Here is a 14,894-nt window from a genome sequence, read left to right on the forward strand (position 1 = left end):
GTCCGGACGTTGACTTCCGTTACCGGTGGTAAGGATGATCCCGGCCATGGCGACTGACGCGGTCCATCCGATACCCCGGTTCCCCGACGGCTTCCTCTGGGGTGTGTCGACCTCGGCCCACCAGATCGAGGGCGCGGCCGACGAGCGCGAGCCCTCCGTGTGGGACGTGTTCTCGGCCGAGCCGGGCCGTATCAAGGACGGCTCGACGGCGGCGGTGGCCTGCGACCACTACCACCGCTACCGCGAGGACGTGGCCCTGCTGGCCGGCCTGGGCGTGGACGCGTACCGCTTCTCGGTCTCCTGGCCGAGGGTGCGCTCCGAGGGCGGCCTGGACTTCTACGACCGGCTGGTGGACGAACTGTGTGCGGCGGGCGTACGGCCGGTCCCGACCCTCTTCCACTGGGACCTGCCGGTAGCCCTCCAGGAGAAGGGCGGCTGGCTGGACCGGGACACCGCCGCGCGCTTCGCCGACCACGTCTCGACGGTCGCGGACCGGCTCGGCGACCGGGTGCAGAAGTGGATCACCCTCAACGAGCCCGCCGAGCACACCCTGTTCGGCCACGCCCTGGGCGCCCACGCCCCCGGCGAGCGGCTGATGTTCGACGCGCTCCCGGCCGCTCACCACCAGCTCCTCGCCCACGGTCTGGCCGTACGGGCGCTGCGCGCGGCCGGCGCCGCCGACATCGGCATCGCCAACTCCCACGGCCCCACCTGGCCGGCCTCCCAGGAGCAGCCGGACCTGGAGGCGGCCGGCTTCTACGACCTCCTCCTCAACCGCCTGTTCGCGGAGCCGGTCCTGCTGGGCGAGTACCCGGAGGGCATGGGCGACCTGATGCCGGGCGATGTCGCCGCGGACCTGAAGGTGATCGCCGAGCCGCTCGACTGGTACGGCGTCAACTACTACGCCCCGACGAAGGTGGGCGCCCCGCAGGGCACCGAGATCGAGTTCGGCGGACTCACCCTCCCCGCCGAACTTCCTTTCTCCGTCCAGGACATCGAGGACGTCCCGGTGACCGACTTCGGTTGGCCTGTGGTCCCGGAGGGCCTGACGGAACTCCTCACCGGCTTCCGGGACCGCTACGGTGACCGGCTCCCGCCGATCGTCATCACCGAGAACGGCTGCTCCTACGAGGGCGTCGACGACCAGGACCGCATCGCCTACCTCGACGGCCACATCCGCGCGCTGCACCGGGCGGTCGAGGCCGGGGTGGACGTGCGCGGCTACTTTGTCTGGTCGCTGCTGGACAACTTCGAGTGGGCGGAGGGGTACGCGCGCCGCTTCGGCCTGGTCCACGTGGACTACGACACCCGGGCGCGGACGCCGAAGTCGTCGTACGGCTGGTTCCGGAACCTGCTCCGGGCACAGAGACTCCGGGCACAGAGATGACGACGACGCGGCCGCCTGCCGCCCTGGCGGAACCGGCCGAGAAGGTCGGCCGCGGCTGGACGTCGGCGCTCTCCCTCGCCAACGGAGCGATCTGGGTCGGCTGGTACGGCCCCCTCCAGATTCTCCTCGCCTCCCAGGCCAAGGACTTCGCGCCCGGCTCCGGGGTGTCGAAGGAGACGATGCTGGCGTGGGTGACGGGCGTCGGCGCGGTGGTGTCGCTGGCGGCGAACCCGGTCTTCGGCGCGCTGTCGGACCGTACGACGTCCCGCTGGGGCCGCCGTACGCCGTGGATCGTCGCCGGCACGGCGGGCGGGGCGCTGTCGCTGCTGCTCCTCGCGGTCGCCGGTGGCATGTGGACGATGATGCTGGGCTGGTGTCTGGTCCAGCTGACGCTGAACGCGGCGTTCGCGGCGGTGACGGCCGCGGTCCCGGACCGGGTGCCGCGGCGCCAGCGGGGTTCGGTGGGCGGCTGGCTGGGGGCGGCGCAGATCCTCGGGGTGGTCGGCGGCACGGGGCTGGCGACGGCCGCCGGGGGCATAGGGGCGGGCTATGCGGCGTGCGCGGTGTTCACGGCGGTCGGCGTGCTGCCGTACGTGCTCCGCCACCCGGATCTACGGCTGGCGCCGGAGGACCGGCCGGCCTGGTCCCGGCGGGGCTTTTTGGCCGGCTTCTGGCTGAGCCCGCGCCGCCATCCCGACCTGGGGTGGGCCTGGCTGACTCGCTTCCTGATCAACCTCAGCAATGCGCTGGTGCTGCTGTACCTGCTGTACTACCTGCGCGACCGCCTCCACTACCACGACCCCGACCAGGGCGTACTGATCCTGACGGCGGTGAACGGGCTGACGCTGATGGCGACGGTCGTGGTCGGCGGGGTCTGGTCGGACCGGGTGGGCCGGCGCAAGCCGTTCGTGGTCTGGTCGGGGATGCTGATGGCGGCGGCGACGGCGCTGCTGTCGGCGTGGCAGACCTGGCCGGGGGCGATCGTCGCGGCGGCCTTCCTGGGCATCGGCTTCGGTGTGTTCACCTCGGTCGACTTCGCCCTGATGACGGACGTCCTGCCGAAGGCCCTGGACCGTGGCAAGGACCTCGGCGTCATCAACGTGGCCAACGCCCTGCCCCAGGTCGCGGCGCCCGCCCTCGCCGCGCCGATCGTGACCTACCTGGGCGGCTACCGGGTGCTCTACCTGGCGGCGGCGGTGATCGGGCTGGCGGGGGCGCGACTGGTGGGGCGGATCAGGGGCGTCGACTAGGGCATCGAGTCGGCCAGGGCCTGTCCGACGATTCCCGTCGTCGCCCGGAGGGCGGCCTCGCGGCGTCAGGTGCGTGCTCTGGGGTCCCCCCGGCCGGAGGCTGGGGGAGTTGCCGGGCGTAGGCCCTCGTACTGGACGTACTCGGGTCTGCGCCCGGTGCGGCGAGAGTGCGTGCATGGCGTCGCGAGGCAGACGGGAATTGTCAGACCGGCCCTACAGGGCGCCTGCGTCCCGGGCGGCCCAGACGCTCGGGTAGATCGGCCGGAAGCCGAGGTCCCGGCGGATCTTCTGCGTCGACATGATCCCGAACCAGGGGTCGCGGTCGGTGCGGGTGTGCAGGTCCGCGGGCACCTCGACGCCGTTGAGCTGGTACAGCTCCACGGTCGTGACGGGGGCGTCGTCGGCGATGTTGTGGACCGGACCGTTCACCGCCGGTGCGTACAGGAGACGCATCAGCCCCTGCGCGACATCGGCGTGGTGGCCCATCTGGAGCCGCTGGGCGGGCGCCCAGTGCGCGGCCCAGCGCAGGGAGTTGGCGAGGTGGGGGTCCCCTTCGCCGTAGACGAAGGGCAGCCGCCCGATCCGCACCTCCATGCCGCCCTCCAGCGCGAGCAGCTCACGCTCGGCGACCGCCTTGGCCTCCGGGTAGGCGCCCCACATCTCACCGCCCGGCAGGCTCTCGTCGTCCTCGGTCAGCGGGCGGCCGCGCCCGGTGCCGTACACGAGCCCGGTGCTGACCTGCACGAACCGTCGTACGCCGGCGGAGACCGCGGCCCGCCCCAGGGCCACCGCCGCGTCCCGGTTGACGGCCCAGGCCTCCTCGTCGGGCACTCCGCGGAAAGAGGCCGCGACGTTCACGACGGCGTCCACCCCTGCGACGGCCTTGCCGAGCGCCTCCTCGTCCCGCAGGTCGCCGACGACGACCTCGGCGCCCAGCTCGGCGAACGGCTCCCCACGGGCCGCGTCCCGCACCAGCACCCGTACCCCCTCCCCCGGCCGGGTCTGCGTGAGCAGCCTGGGCACGAACCGCCGCCCGACCTGCCCGGTCGTACCGGTGACAAGAGTGATCATGACCTTCTCCTTCGCTCTGGTGCCACCACCCTCGTCCTCCCGCGGCACGGTCGGGAGAGACCTCCCGATCAGGGGACCGGCAGTCCCTGGATAAGCCGGCCGGTCCGGGCCACCCTGGAGGGGTGAACCGCCCCGAACTGGCCGACTTCCTGCGCCACGCCCGCACCCGCCTGGACCCCACCGACGTGGGCCTGGCCCCCGGCGCCCGCCGCCGCACCCCGGGCCTGCGCCGCGAGGAGGTGGCGTCGCTGGCGGGCATGTCGGCCGACTACTACACGCGCCTCGAACAGTCCCGGGGCCCACGCCCGTCCCGCCAGATGCTGACGGCACTCGCCCGCGCGCTGCGCCTGACGGAGGACGAACGCGACCACCTGTTCCACCTGGCCGGCGAGGAACCCCCACGCCGGGAGGCGGCCTCCACGCACGTCCGCCCGGGTCTGCTGCTGGTGCTGGACCGGCTGCACGACACCCCGGCGCTGGTGACGACCGACTACGGCGAGGTCCTGGCCCAGAACGCGCTGTCACGGGCGCTGAGCGGTGACGTCCTGGCCCGCCCGCCGCGCGAACGCAACCTGCTGCGCCGCTACTTCCTCGACCCGGCGACCCGCGACGTGTTCCCGCCGGAGGACCGGCCCGCGCGGGCCCGCGAACACGTGGCGAACCTCCGCGCGGTGGCCGCGGCCCGCCCCACCGACCCGGTCCCCACCGCGCTCGTGGCCGAACTACTCGCGGGCAGCGAGGAGTTCGCCCGTCTCTGGGCGGACCACGAGGTGGCGGTCCGCCGCGCATCGACAAAACGCTTCCTGCATCACTCCGTCGGCCTCCTGGAGCTGGACTGTGAGGTCCTCCTCAACGCCGGCACCCACCAGCACCTGGTCATCCACACGGCCCGCCCGGGCACGGAGTCCTACGAACGTCTGCGACTGCTACGGGTGGTGGGTTTGCAGGACATGACCCCCACCCGGTCCTGACCCACCACCGCAGTTCTCCGTGGCCGGGTCTGCGCTGTTTCTGCCGGGGCGTGACCAGTGGTTCACGACGTCGCGCCTCGGGCCCCTGTGCGGTCCTCGGAAGGGGCCACGAAGGGCAGCGGTCTCGCCCACCACTTCGTTCCCGCGACGCGCCCCCTCAGAACCCCAGCCGCCGCAACTGCTTCGGGTCCCGCTGCCAGTCCTTCGCGACCTTCACGTGCAGGTCGAGGAAGACCGGGGTGCCGAGCAGCGCCTCGATCTGCTTGCGGCTCTTGATGCCGACCTCCTTCAGGCGCTTGCCCTGGGGGCCGATGACGATGCCCTTCTGGCTGGGGCGTTCGATGAAAAGGTTGGCGTGGATGTCGAGAAGGGGCTTGTCGGCGGGGCGGTCCGGGCGGGGGAGCATCTCCTCGACCACGACGGCGATGGAGTGCGGCAGCTCGTCGCGGACGCCTTCGAGCGCGGCCTCGCGGATGAGTTCCGCGATCATGACCTGCTCGGGCTCGTCCGTGAGGTCGCCCTCCGGGTAGAGGGCCGGGCCCTCCGGCAGCAGCGGCACGATCAGGTCGGCCAGCAGGCTCACCTGCTTGTCGCCGACCGCCGACACCGGCACGATCTCCGCCCACTCGAAGCCCAGCTCCTTGCCCAGCTGGTCGATGGCGATGAGCTGCTCGGCGAGGGTCTTGGAGTCGACCAGGTCGGTCTTGGTGACGATCGCGATCTTCGGGGTCTTGCGGATCCCGGCCAGTTCCTTGGCGATGAAGCGGTCACCGGGGCCGAGCTTCTCGTTCGCCGGCAGGCAGAAGCCGATCACGTCGACCTCGGCCCAGGTGGTGCGGACCACGTCGTTGAGGCGCTCGCCGAGCAGGGTGCGCGGCTTGTGCAGGCCCGGGGTGTCGACCAGGATCAGCTGGGCGTCCGGCCGGTGCACGATGCCGCGTACGGTGTGCCGCGTGGTCTGCGGCTGGTTCGCGGTGATCGCCACCTTCTGCCCGACCAGAGCGTTCGTGAGGGTGGACTTGCCCGCGTTGGGGCGCCCGACGAAACAGGCGAAGCCCGCCCGGTGGACGGCCTCCGACGATTCCGACGGCTCGGTTGACTGGCTGCGAACGCTCATGCCCCCCATTCTCCCTGATCCACGACACCCCGCCGCACCGTGAGATTTCGGTAACCCCGAGGCAACGAAACGTCACGGAAACACAGCCGTATGCGACCGGAAACGCGTTCCGGTGAACCTCTGACGAGCCCCACGACGTTGGAGACGCCCGTGATCCTCGCCGCCGCGCACGCCGACACCGGCGACACCGCCTGGCTGCTCGCCGCCACCGCCCTGGTCCTGCTGATGACCCCGGGCCTGGCCCTGTTCTACGGCGGCATGGTCCGTACGAAGAGCGTCCTCAACATGCTGATGATGAGCTTCGTGTCGATCGCGCTGGTGACGGTGGTGTGGCTGGCGGGCGGCTACTCGCTGGCCTTCGGCTCGGACGCCGGGGCGGGGCTCGTCGGCGGGCTCGAGCACGCCGGGATGCACGGGCTCGGCCCGGACAGCGTCCAGGGCACGGTCCCCACTCTCCTCTTCGCCACCTTCCAGCTCACCTTCGCGATCATCACGGCGGCGCTGATCAGCGGTGCGGTCGCGGACCGGGCGAAGTTCGGGGCGTGGCTGGTGTTCGTGCCGGTGTGGGCGCTGCTCGTATACGTTCCGGTGGCGCACTGGGTGTGGGGCCCGGGTGGCTGGATCCTGCACGGCCTCGGCGCCCTGGACTTCGCGGGCGGTCTGCCCGTCGAGATCACCTCCGGCGCCTCCGGGCTGGCGCTCTGCCTGGTCCTCGGCCCGCGGCTCGGCTTCAAGAAGGACGCGATGCGTCCGCACAACCTCCCGATGGTGATCCTGGGCGCCGGTCTGCTCTGGTTCGGCTGGTTCGGCTTCAACGCGGGCAGCGCGCTCGGCGCCAACGGTCTCGCGGCCGCCGCCTTCCTCAACACCATGGCCGCCGGCTGCACGGGCCTGCTGGGCTGGCTCTTCGTCGAGCAGAAGCGCGACGGCCACCCGACCACCCTGGGCGCCGCCTCCGGCGCCGTCGCCGGCCTGGTCGCGATCACCCCGTCCTGCGGCTCGGTCTCGCTGCTCGGCGCGCTGGTCGTCGGGCTCGCCGCTGGCGTGGTCTGCTCGTACGCGGTCTCCTGGAAGTTCAGGCTGAACTACGACGACTCGCTCGACGTCGTCGGCGTCCACCTGGTCGGCGGTGTCATCGGCACCCTCCTCATCGGCCTGTTCGCGCAGAAGGCCATGACCGGCGGCGCCGAGGGCCTCTTCTACGGCGGCGGGCTCGCCCAGCTGGGCAGGCAGGCGGTGGCGGTCGTGGCCGTGGCGGCGTACGCGTTCGCGGTGACGTACGGCCTCGGCAAGCTGCTGGACAGGACGCTGGGCTTCCGGGCGAGCGAGGAGCAGGAGCACACCGGACTGGACCTTACGGTGCACGCCGAGACCGCTTACGATCACGGGGTCCTCGGCCATGGCGCCCCGGTCAGCGCGTCCGTCCTCCCCTCCGCCCAGAAGGTCAAGACCCAGCCATGAAGCTCATCACCGCGATCGTCAAGCCCTACCGCCTCGACGCGGTGAAGACCGCCCTCCAGGAGATCGGGGTGCACGGCCTGACCGTGACCGAGGCCAGCGGGTACGGCCGGCAGCGCGGCCACACCGAGGTGTACCGCGGTGCCGAGTACCAGGTCGACCTGGTCCCCAAGGTCCGTATCGAGGTCGTCGTCGAGGACGCCGACTCCGAGCCCGTGATCGAGGCGATCGTCAGGGCCGCGCAGACGGGGAAGATCGGGGACGGGAAGGTGTGGGCGGTGCCGGTGGAGACGGTCGTACGGGTGCGGACGGGCGAACGCGGCCCCGACGCCCTCTGAGCAGCCGCGGCAGACCGCGGCCCCGGCGCGCACGGGCGAACAGCACACCGCCCGCCACCCCGGCGGCGAAGGCCAGCCCCACCACCAGCCATGGCAGCGCGAGGAACGACGTACTCGCCGACTCCTTGGTGCCGGTCGCGCTGGCCGTCAACGTCACGTCTCCCCAGTCGAGTTGGGGCGCGTCGTGCCAGGCCGCGGCGAGCCGCACGCGCTCCCCCGGCAGCAGCTCGGAGGGGATCCGGGTGAGGTCGCGGGCGAGCAGCGTACGGCCGAAGAGCCCCTCGGCCCGCAGCCGCACCTTGGGGTTCAACGTCACGTTCCCCGTGTTGTGCAGGGTGTAGGAGACGGTCGCCGTGCTGTCTCCGAGGCCGGGCATCAGCGGCTGGTGGTGGGTGAGGTGCACGTTCTCGACGGCGACGGCCGGGAGCGTCGGCCCGCTCACCCGCAGATAGACCCGGGCGCCGACGGCCCGCTGCACACCGAGTGCGAGGGCGCCCGCCCCCGGATCGACGCGTTCGTCCAGCGCCACGATCGCCCCGGGATGGTCACCGGGTTCGGCGCCCTGGGGCACCCGCAGGGTGAAGGGAACGGCGACCGTCCTGTGCGGTGGCACGGTGACCCGCGTCTTCGCGATCCTCGCCCAGGCCCCCACCCCCCGCATCCGCTCCTTCACCGTCCGGACGGCGAACCCGCCGTCGCGCGCGGTGTTGTAGGCGTCGGCCGCGTACAGCCGGAAGGTGAGCGGTTGGCCGGTCTTGTTGGCGACGGCCACCTTGTCGGTGATCGTCTGCCCGGGGTCGAGGGAGAGATAGAAGTACGGCCGCGCCGCGATCCTGGAGGCGACCGGGTAGACGGACCAGCTGCCGTTGTCGGCGGCGTGCGCGGGAGTTGCCGTGCAGAGGAGTCCGAGGAGCAGGCTCAGGAGGAGGGCATACGGCTTGACGCGACGCATGGGTGCGGACCCCCGGTCGGAAGCGGTTCGGGTGGCGACCGGGTTGTTCCTGAAGGCCTTCGGTGAAAGACCTTCATGGACGAAAGCCCGGTCGCCACAGGGGAGTTGGCTCAGGTGAGCGTCAGGGTGAGGACTCCGGAGTACGACCCCGGAGGGGTGAACGCCGGTACGTCCAGGGAGAGTCCGGCGCCGACGGTGAACTCACCGCCGGTGAGGGTGGAGTCCGCGGTCGACGCGAGGGTCGCTCCGGAACCGCCGACGGCGCCCGCGGAACCGGCCGCACAGGTGCTCGGGCTGCCCGCCTTGGTCGCACAGGACGGGGTCCAGCTGAGCTTCCCGGCGTCGATCTTGGCGCCGGGACCGGTGAAGTCGGTGACCTTGCCGGTGAGCGACCAGCCGGCCGGTCCGCCACGGAAGTCCTTGACGGTGACCGTCTGCAGCGCGCCGGTCGACGCGCCGCCCTGCCCGAAGTCGACCGCCGACAGCGCGACGGAGTCCCCGGCCTGGGACATGGACAGGGTCCCCGCCTTGACGGTGGTCGTCAGCTTCTGGCTCCCGTCCGGCACGGGCGTGGTGTCGTTGACGGCGTAGGCGGCGGGACCGGCCCCCGACGTGTCGCTCCACGCACTCCCCTCGTAGGCCACGATCCCGGTCGTCGTCTTGTCGTTGACGGTGATCGGGGCGCTGAAGGAACCGTCGGAGCCCGCGGTCGCGGTCGCCGTGTCCGCGGTCTGGCTGCTCCCGGACCGTCCGGCGAGCGTGACGGTCGCGCCGGGTGTGAAGTTCTGCCCGCTGACGGTGACACTGTCACCGGGGTTCCCGGAGGCCTTGTCGAGGCTGATGGCACGGTTGTTGACCGGGGTCGAGTCGGTCGCCGTGACGGTCTCCGACACCGGGGCGGGCGGGTTGGTGACCGTGCAGGGGGTGTCCAGCTCCAGGATGTAGCTGGTGTGGATGTTGTAGTCGCCGGGCGAGAGGGTGATGGCACCCGGCGAGGTGACCGTGAAGGTCCCGGTCATGGAGAACGACGGGAAGGTCCCGTGGCCGGGCACCGGGTCGTTCTTCTTCGGCCCGGTGACCGTGACGCCCCCGGTCTGCGCGCCGCCCAGCGTCACCTTGCCCGTCGGCGTCATGATGTCGGCCGGCAGGGCGAGGGCGGTGGGGTTGTTGGCGGCGGGCGTGACCACGGTGTAGGTCACGGTGACCGTGTCGCCGACCTTGGGGGTGGTGTCGTCCACCGAGATGCTCGCGGTGGTGGTGCCGTCGATCGGCGGGAGGCCCGCGACGGCGGGCGGGATGCAGTGCGTGGCGAAGTCGACGTTCGTCCCGGCGGCACCGGCCGGACAGGCCAGCGCGCCCCCCGTCATGACCGCGAGCGCGGTCGCCCCGAACAGTGAGATCCAGCGCCACCGTCGGGATCTTCGTGATCTTGGGGGTGAACCCATGGATGCCCCCTCCTGAGGGTTGCGGGCGCAGCGGCTCCTCTGCGCCGACAGGGGGCCATTGATGTGGAGGGCGCGTGAGAAGTCAATGGAGATGCCGCAGAAATCTGACGGTTCATCAGCTTCTGCGGCATCCGGAACGGATCACTCACCCGAGGGCGCGTACCGGTCAGCTCATGACGAACGGTCCGGGCGACTGGGCGGCGCTCGACGTACAGGTGACGGTGACACCGAAGATGACCATCTTCAGCGAGCCGCCGTGGAAGTCGAGGCTGTCACCGGAGGCCACGGTGCCGGGGAGCGGACCGACGGTGACCGGGTCGCCGGCCGCCATGGCCGGGTTGACGGTCCCGCTGAAGACGCGGGCGGAACCGGTGGAGTTGGCCATGGTGAGCGTGGAGGTGATGCTGTTCGCGGACAGGGCGAGCGGGGCGGTGATCGCGCTGGAGGTGAGGGTGAGGGTGGACGAGGTACCGCTCTGGGTCGCGGTGAGGGTGGCCGCGCCGCCGCCGAAGATGCCGCAGCTGGCGGTGACGGTGGCGGTGGTCGGGGTGACGGCGGCGGCCGAGGGTGCGAAGGCCAGCGCCGTGGCGGCGAGGGCCCCCGCCGCGAGTGCCGCACCGGTGGTCAAGCGTTTCATGGAGATCGGGCTCCCTTCCCGTTACGTGGGAATGCCATGTGGGGATGGCGACCCCGGTCCGGGTGGATGCGGTCACACCGCGGGGCGCCGGATCTGACGCCCGCCCAGATCTGACGGTCCGTCGGAACCTACGTCCCATTGATACGCGAGAGAAACAGACCGCCAAAGTTGAATTCCGGCCGACCTGCCTGCGGCGGCTGACCGAAGGGGGTTGGCTGCGGCCGGGGAGCAGGGCCGAGGGGGGTTGCGGCGGTGGTGCAGGTGCTGGTGCGTGGGGGGGGCTGATCGCGCAGTTCCCCGCGCCCCTGGAGGTGGGACCGGCTGAGGCGCCCCGTCAGGGGCGTGGGGAACTGCGCGAGCAACCACGACGACGCCGCACCCGCCCCCGTACCCCCACCCACCCGAGTCAGCAATCCCCCGCCCCCAACCGACGGAGTCAATCAGGCCTTCGCTTCTCAGCGGACCGAGTCGGGCGGCCGGGTGGGCAAGACCCCTAGGCCACGACAGTGAGCCGCACCTCTCCGTCCGGCCCCGCCAGCAGCACCGGCGTCCCCGGCCCCCCGAGATCCCGCACCGCGGCCAAGTCCCCGGCGTCAACCTCTCCGGCCCCGCTCACCACCGCCGCCGCCTCCAGCGACTCCGCCCCCGACGCCACCGCCATCGCCACCGCCGTCCGCAGTGCGCTCAGCTTCAGCGAGGCCAGCTCCACGGTCCCGGCCACATACGTCCGCCCCGTCGAGTCCCGCACGGCCGCCCCCTCGGGCACCCCGTTACGGGCCCGCGCCGAACGGGCCAGGGTGACGATCTTGCGGTCCTCGGCATCAAGCCCACTGCTCTCGGTCATGCCCCGAGCATACGAACAACTTGACTCGGTCAGACAGCCAGGCCACCCGCTTCACGGTCGGTCCAGCCGTAGCCTCTCCGCTCTCGGGAGACCGGCGACGACCAGGTCGTACGAGTCCTCGATCAGCTCTTTCACCAGCCGGTCGGGGAGGTCACCGTCCACGGTCACGGTGTTCCAGTGGCGCTTGTTCATGTGGTAGCCGGGGATGATCAGGCCCTCGTGGTCGGTGCGGAGGCGGATCGCGTCCTCCGGGTTGCACTTGAGGTTGATCGTCAACGGGCGGGCGTCCAGGCGGCTCAGACCGAACATCTTGCCCAGCACCTTGAAGACGGAGGCGTCCGGGCCGAACGGGAAGTCCTCCTCCGCCGCGTTGAAGGAGAGACAGAAGGCGCGGAGCCGCTCGGGGGTCACTCGGGCTCGTCCTTCGGGTCGTCGGCCACGGGCACCGGCTCCACCAGCACGGTCACGATCTTGTTCCGGCGGCCGGCGGCGGCCTCGGCGGTCAGGGCCAGCCTGCGGCCGTCGGGGAGTTCCACCTGGGCGGAGGCGCCCGCGATGGGCACCCGGCCGAGCGCCTTGGCGAGCAGTCCGCCGACGGTCTCCACGTCCTCGTCGTCGTACTCGTCCAGGCCGTACAGCTCGCCGAGATCCGTGATGTCGAGGCGGGCAGTGACCCGGTGGCGGTCGTCGCCGAGGTCGGTGACGGGCGGAAGTTCACGGTCGTACTCGTCGGTGATCTCGCCGACGATCTCCTCGAGGATGTCCTCGATGGTGACGATCCCGGCCGTGCCGCCGTACTCGTCGATGACGACGGCGACGTGGTTGCGTTCCTTCTGCATCTCGCGCAGCAGGTCGCCGGCGTTCTTGGTGTCGGGCACGAAGAACGCGGGCCGCATGGCGGTGGAGACCAGGTCGGACTCGGCGTCCCGGCTGATGTGCGTCTTGCGGACCAGGTCCTTGAGATACACGATGCCGACCATGTCGTCCTCGCTCTCCCCGGTGACGGGGATGCGCGAGAATCCCGAGCGCAGGGCGAGGGTGAGGGCCTGGCGGATGGTCTTGTACCGCTCGATGACCACCAGGTCCGTGCGCGGGACCATGACCTCGCGGACGAGGGTGTCGCCGAGCTCGAAGACCGAGTGCACCATCCGGCGCTCGTCGTCCTCGATCAGCGACTCCTTCTCGGCGAGGTCGACCAGGGCGCGCAGTTCGGCCTCGGAGGCGAACGGGCCGCGCCGGAAGCCCTTGCCGGGGGTGAGGGCGTTGCCGATGAGGATCAGCAGGTTCGGGATCGGGCCCATGATCCTGGCCAGCGGCAGCAGGATGTACGCGGCGGCCGTCGCCGTGTTCAGCGGGTGCTGGCGGCCGATGGTGCGCGGGGAGACACCGACGGCGACGTACGACACGAGCACCATCACGCCGATCGCGGCGAGCAGCGCCTCCCAGGTGGCCGGGATCGCCTCGAGGCAGGCATAGGTGACCAGGGCCGCGGCGGCCATCTCGCAGGCGACGCGGACCAGCAGCGCCACATTGAGGTAGCGGGTGGGGTCGGCGGCGATCTGGGCGAGCTTGGCGCTGCCGCGCCGCCCGGACTTCACGGCCTCCTCGGCGCGGAAGCTGGAGACGCGGGCGATACCGGCCTCGGCGCAGGCGGCCAGCCACGCCACGACGACCAGCGCGATCGCTCCGGCGACGATCTGCGGACTCATATGAAGACGACCACCCGGCTAGGAGACCGTCGGCGCCGGGGAGGGACCGGTCAGGCCCCGCTCCCCGCGCCAGCCGTCCACGATGGCCGCCTGCAGACCGAACATCTCGGCCTTCTCGTCGGGCTCCTCGTGGTCGTAGCCGAGCAGGTGCAGCACTCCATGGACGGTGAGCAGCTGGAGCTCCTCGTCCATGGAGTGCTGTGTGTCGGCCTCGGCCCCCTGCTTGGCGGCGACCTCCGGGCAGAGCACGATGTCGCCGAGCAGCCCCTGCGGCGGCTCGTCCTCGTCCTTCGACGGCGGCCGCAGCTCGTCCATCGGGAAGGACATGACATCGGTCGGCCCGGGCAGGTCCATCCACTGGATGTGCAGCTGCTCCATGGCGTCGGCGTCCACGACGATCACCGAGAGCTCGGAGAGCGGGTGGATGCGCATCCGCGCGAGGGCGTAGCGGGCGATGTCGAGGATCGCCTGCTCGTCGACCTCGGTTCCGGACTCGTTGTTGACGTCGATCGACATGGCGCTGTGCTTGTCTACTTCCCCTTGTGCCCGGACTTCGAGCGGCCGCCCTGGTGCGTGCCGTTCTCCGTGCCGTGCTCGCTGTCGTACTGCTCGTACGCGTCGACGATACGGCCCACCAGCTTGTGCCGTACGACATCGTGGGACGACAGCCGGGAGAAGTGCACGTCCTCCACGCCCTCCAGGATGTCCTGCACCTGGCGCAGACCGGACTTCGTCCCGTTGGGCAGGTCGACCTGGGTGATGTCACCCGTGATCACGATCTTCGACTCGAAGCCGAGCCGGGTGAGGAACATCTTCATCTGCTCGGGCGAGGTGTTCTGGGCCTCGTCGAGAATGATGAAGGCGTCGTTGAGCGTACGGCCACGCATGTACGCCAGCGGCGCCACCTCGATCGTCCCGGCCGCCATCAGCCGCGGGATCGAGTCCGGGTCGAGCATGTCGTGCAGCGCGTCGTACAGCGGCCGCAGGTAGGGGTCGATCTTCTCGTAGAGCGTGCCCGGCAGGAAGCCGAGCCGCTCGCCCGCCTCGACCGCCGGCCGGGTCAGGATGATGCGGTTGACCTGCTTGGACTGCAGGGCCTGCACCGCCTTGGCCATGGCCAGGTAGGTCTTGCCGGTACCGGCGGGTCCGATGCCGAACACGATGGTGTGCTTGTCGATCGCGTCGACGTACCGCTTCTGGTTGAGGGTCTTGGGGCGGATGGTGCGGCCGCGCGAGGACAGGATGTTCTGTGTCAGAACCTGGGCCGGGGTCTCCTCCGGGCCCTCCCCGTTCTCGCTCGCCCGCAGCATGGCGATCGAGCGTTCCACTGCGTCCTCCGTCATCGGCTGCCCGGTGCGGAGCACCAGCATCATCTCGTCGAACATGCGCTGGATGAGGGCGACCTCACGGGCATCGCCGACCGCGCTGATCTCATTGCCCCGGACATGGATGTCGGCCGCCGGGAAGGCCTTCTCTATCACGCGCAGCAGGGAGTCGCCGGATCCCAGCACGGTGACCATCGGGTGCTGGGCGGGAACCTCGAACTGAGCTCGGGCCTGCTGCTGCGCGGGAGTGTGAGCTGTGGGTGTCTGAGTCATGGGCCGGCGCTTAAGGCCTGCGGTTCCTCCTCTTCACGGCCGCGTAGCTGAGGGCGGCCTCGCGATACCAAGCGTACGACGCGGGACTGACAACGCCGTAGGCCTTTTCACAGCGAA

15 protein-coding genes are annotated in these 14,894 nt (G+C 71.0%); 5 read left to right on the plus strand and 10 right to left on the minus strand.

Features of this window, described 5'->3' with window-relative positions; all coding sequences use genetic code 11:
• Window positions 1–46: 46 nt before the first annotated feature.
• Window positions 47–1,387 carry a GH1 family beta-glucosidase gene (locus ABTY98_RS01610; RefSeq protein WP_352218831.1) on the plus strand — a complete coding sequence of 447 codons (1,341 nt, stop codon included), beginning with the start codon at window positions 47–49 and terminating at the stop codon, window positions 1,385–1,387.
• On the plus strand, window positions 1,384–2,637 hold the full coding sequence (locus ABTY98_RS01615; RefSeq protein ID WP_352218832.1) for an MFS transporter: 1,254 nt from the start codon (window positions 1,384–1,386) through the stop codon (window positions 2,635–2,637). Before ABTY98_RS01610 ends, ABTY98_RS01615 begins: the two co-directional genes overlap by 4 nt.
• Window positions 2,638–2,850: 213 nt before the next feature.
• Here ABTY98_RS01615 and ABTY98_RS01620 read toward each other — a convergent pair whose 3' ends face one another.
• Window positions 2,851–3,708 carry an NAD-dependent epimerase/dehydratase family protein gene (locus ABTY98_RS01620; protein WP_352218833.1) on the minus strand — a complete coding sequence of 286 codons (858 nt, stop codon included), beginning with the start codon at window positions 3,706–3,708 and terminating at the stop codon, window positions 2,851–2,853.
• A gap of 122 nt (window positions 3,709–3,830) precedes the next feature.
• On the opposite strand from ABTY98_RS01620, the gene ABTY98_RS01625 reads away from it, so the two are divergent.
• A complete protein-coding gene (locus ABTY98_RS01625) occupies window positions 3,831–4,679 on the plus strand; it encodes a helix-turn-helix transcriptional regulator (RefSeq protein ID WP_352218834.1) in 849 nt (282 codons plus the stop codon).
• Window positions 4,680–4,836: 157 nt separating this feature from the next.
• On the opposite strand, the gene era is transcribed toward ABTY98_RS01625, so the two are convergent.
• Window positions 4,837–5,805 carry a GTPase Era gene (gene era / locus ABTY98_RS01630; protein WP_352218835.1) on the minus strand — a complete coding sequence of 323 codons (969 nt, stop codon included), beginning with the start codon at window positions 5,803–5,805 and terminating at the stop codon, window positions 4,837–4,839.
• Between the two features lie 141 nt (window positions 5,806–5,946).
• On the opposite strand from era, the gene ABTY98_RS01635 reads away from it, so the two are divergent.
• Both ABTY98_RS01635 and ABTY98_RS01640 read left to right on the plus strand, forming a co-directional pair.
• Window positions 5,947–7,257, plus strand: coding sequence for an ammonium transporter (locus ABTY98_RS01635; RefSeq protein WP_352218836.1), 1,311 nt, complete (start codon window positions 5,947–5,949; stop codon window positions 7,255–7,257).
• Complete coding sequence (locus ABTY98_RS01640; RefSeq protein WP_352218837.1) at window positions 7,254–7,592, plus strand: P-II family nitrogen regulator; 339 nt, start codon at window positions 7,254–7,256, stop codon at window positions 7,590–7,592. Before ABTY98_RS01635 ends, ABTY98_RS01640 begins: the two co-directional genes overlap by 4 nt.
• On the opposite strand, the gene ABTY98_RS01645 is transcribed toward ABTY98_RS01640, so the two are convergent.
• The 8 genes from ABTY98_RS01645 to ABTY98_RS01680 form a co-directional block, all read right to left on the minus strand.
• Window positions 7,486–8,544 carry a WxL protein peptidoglycan domain-containing protein gene (locus ABTY98_RS01645; protein ID WP_352218838.1) on the minus strand — a complete coding sequence of 353 codons (1,059 nt, stop codon included), beginning with the start codon at window positions 8,542–8,544 and terminating at the stop codon, window positions 7,486–7,488. The genes ABTY98_RS01640 and ABTY98_RS01645 overlap by 107 nt on opposite strands.
• 110 nt (window positions 8,545–8,654) lie before the next feature.
• Window positions 8,655–9,989, minus strand: a complete 1,335-nt coding sequence (locus tag ABTY98_RS01650; RefSeq protein WP_352218839.1) for a beta-xylosidase — start codon at window positions 9,987–9,989, stop codon at window positions 8,655–8,657.
• 166 nt (window positions 9,990–10,155) lie between these two features.
• The gene (locus ABTY98_RS01655) at window positions 10,156–10,626 is read right to left on the minus strand and encodes a hypothetical protein (protein ID WP_502994115.1); all 471 of its coding nucleotides are present in this window, start codon (window positions 10,624–10,626) and stop codon (window positions 10,156–10,158) included.
• A 493-nt stretch (window positions 10,627–11,119) separates the two neighbouring features.
• Window positions 11,120–11,470, minus strand: coding sequence for a cytidine deaminase-like protein (locus ABTY98_RS01660; protein ID WP_352218840.1), 351 nt, complete (start codon window positions 11,468–11,470; stop codon window positions 11,120–11,122).
• Window positions 11,471–11,521: 51 nt separating this feature from the next.
• The gene (locus ABTY98_RS01665; protein WP_352218841.1) at window positions 11,522–11,881 is read right to left on the minus strand and encodes an MmcQ/YjbR family DNA-binding protein; all 360 of its coding nucleotides are present in this window, start codon (window positions 11,879–11,881) and stop codon (window positions 11,522–11,524) included.
• Window positions 11,878–13,179: a hemolysin family protein gene (locus ABTY98_RS01670; RefSeq protein WP_352218842.1), complete on the minus strand. Its 1,302-nt coding sequence runs from the start codon at window positions 13,177–13,179 to the stop codon at window positions 11,878–11,880. Before ABTY98_RS01670 ends, ABTY98_RS01665 begins: the two co-directional genes overlap by 4 nt.
• 18 nt (window positions 13,180–13,197) lie before the next feature.
• Window positions 13,198–13,695: an rRNA maturation RNase YbeY gene (ybeY, locus tag ABTY98_RS01675; protein ID WP_093503180.1), complete on the minus strand. Its 498-nt coding sequence runs from the start codon at window positions 13,693–13,695 to the stop codon at window positions 13,198–13,200.
• 14 nt (window positions 13,696–13,709) lie between these two features.
• Window positions 13,710–14,777, minus strand: a complete 1,068-nt coding sequence (locus ABTY98_RS01680) for a PhoH family protein (protein ID WP_352218843.1) — start codon at window positions 14,775–14,777, stop codon at window positions 13,710–13,712.
• Window positions 14,778–14,894 lie beyond the last annotated feature (117 nt).

Origin of the sequence: Streptomyces sp. NPDC096040 (assembly GCF_040303265.1) — a bacterium.
In the GTDB taxonomy this organism is placed as follows: Bacteria; Actinomycetota; Actinomycetes; order Streptomycetales; family Streptomycetaceae; genus Streptomyces.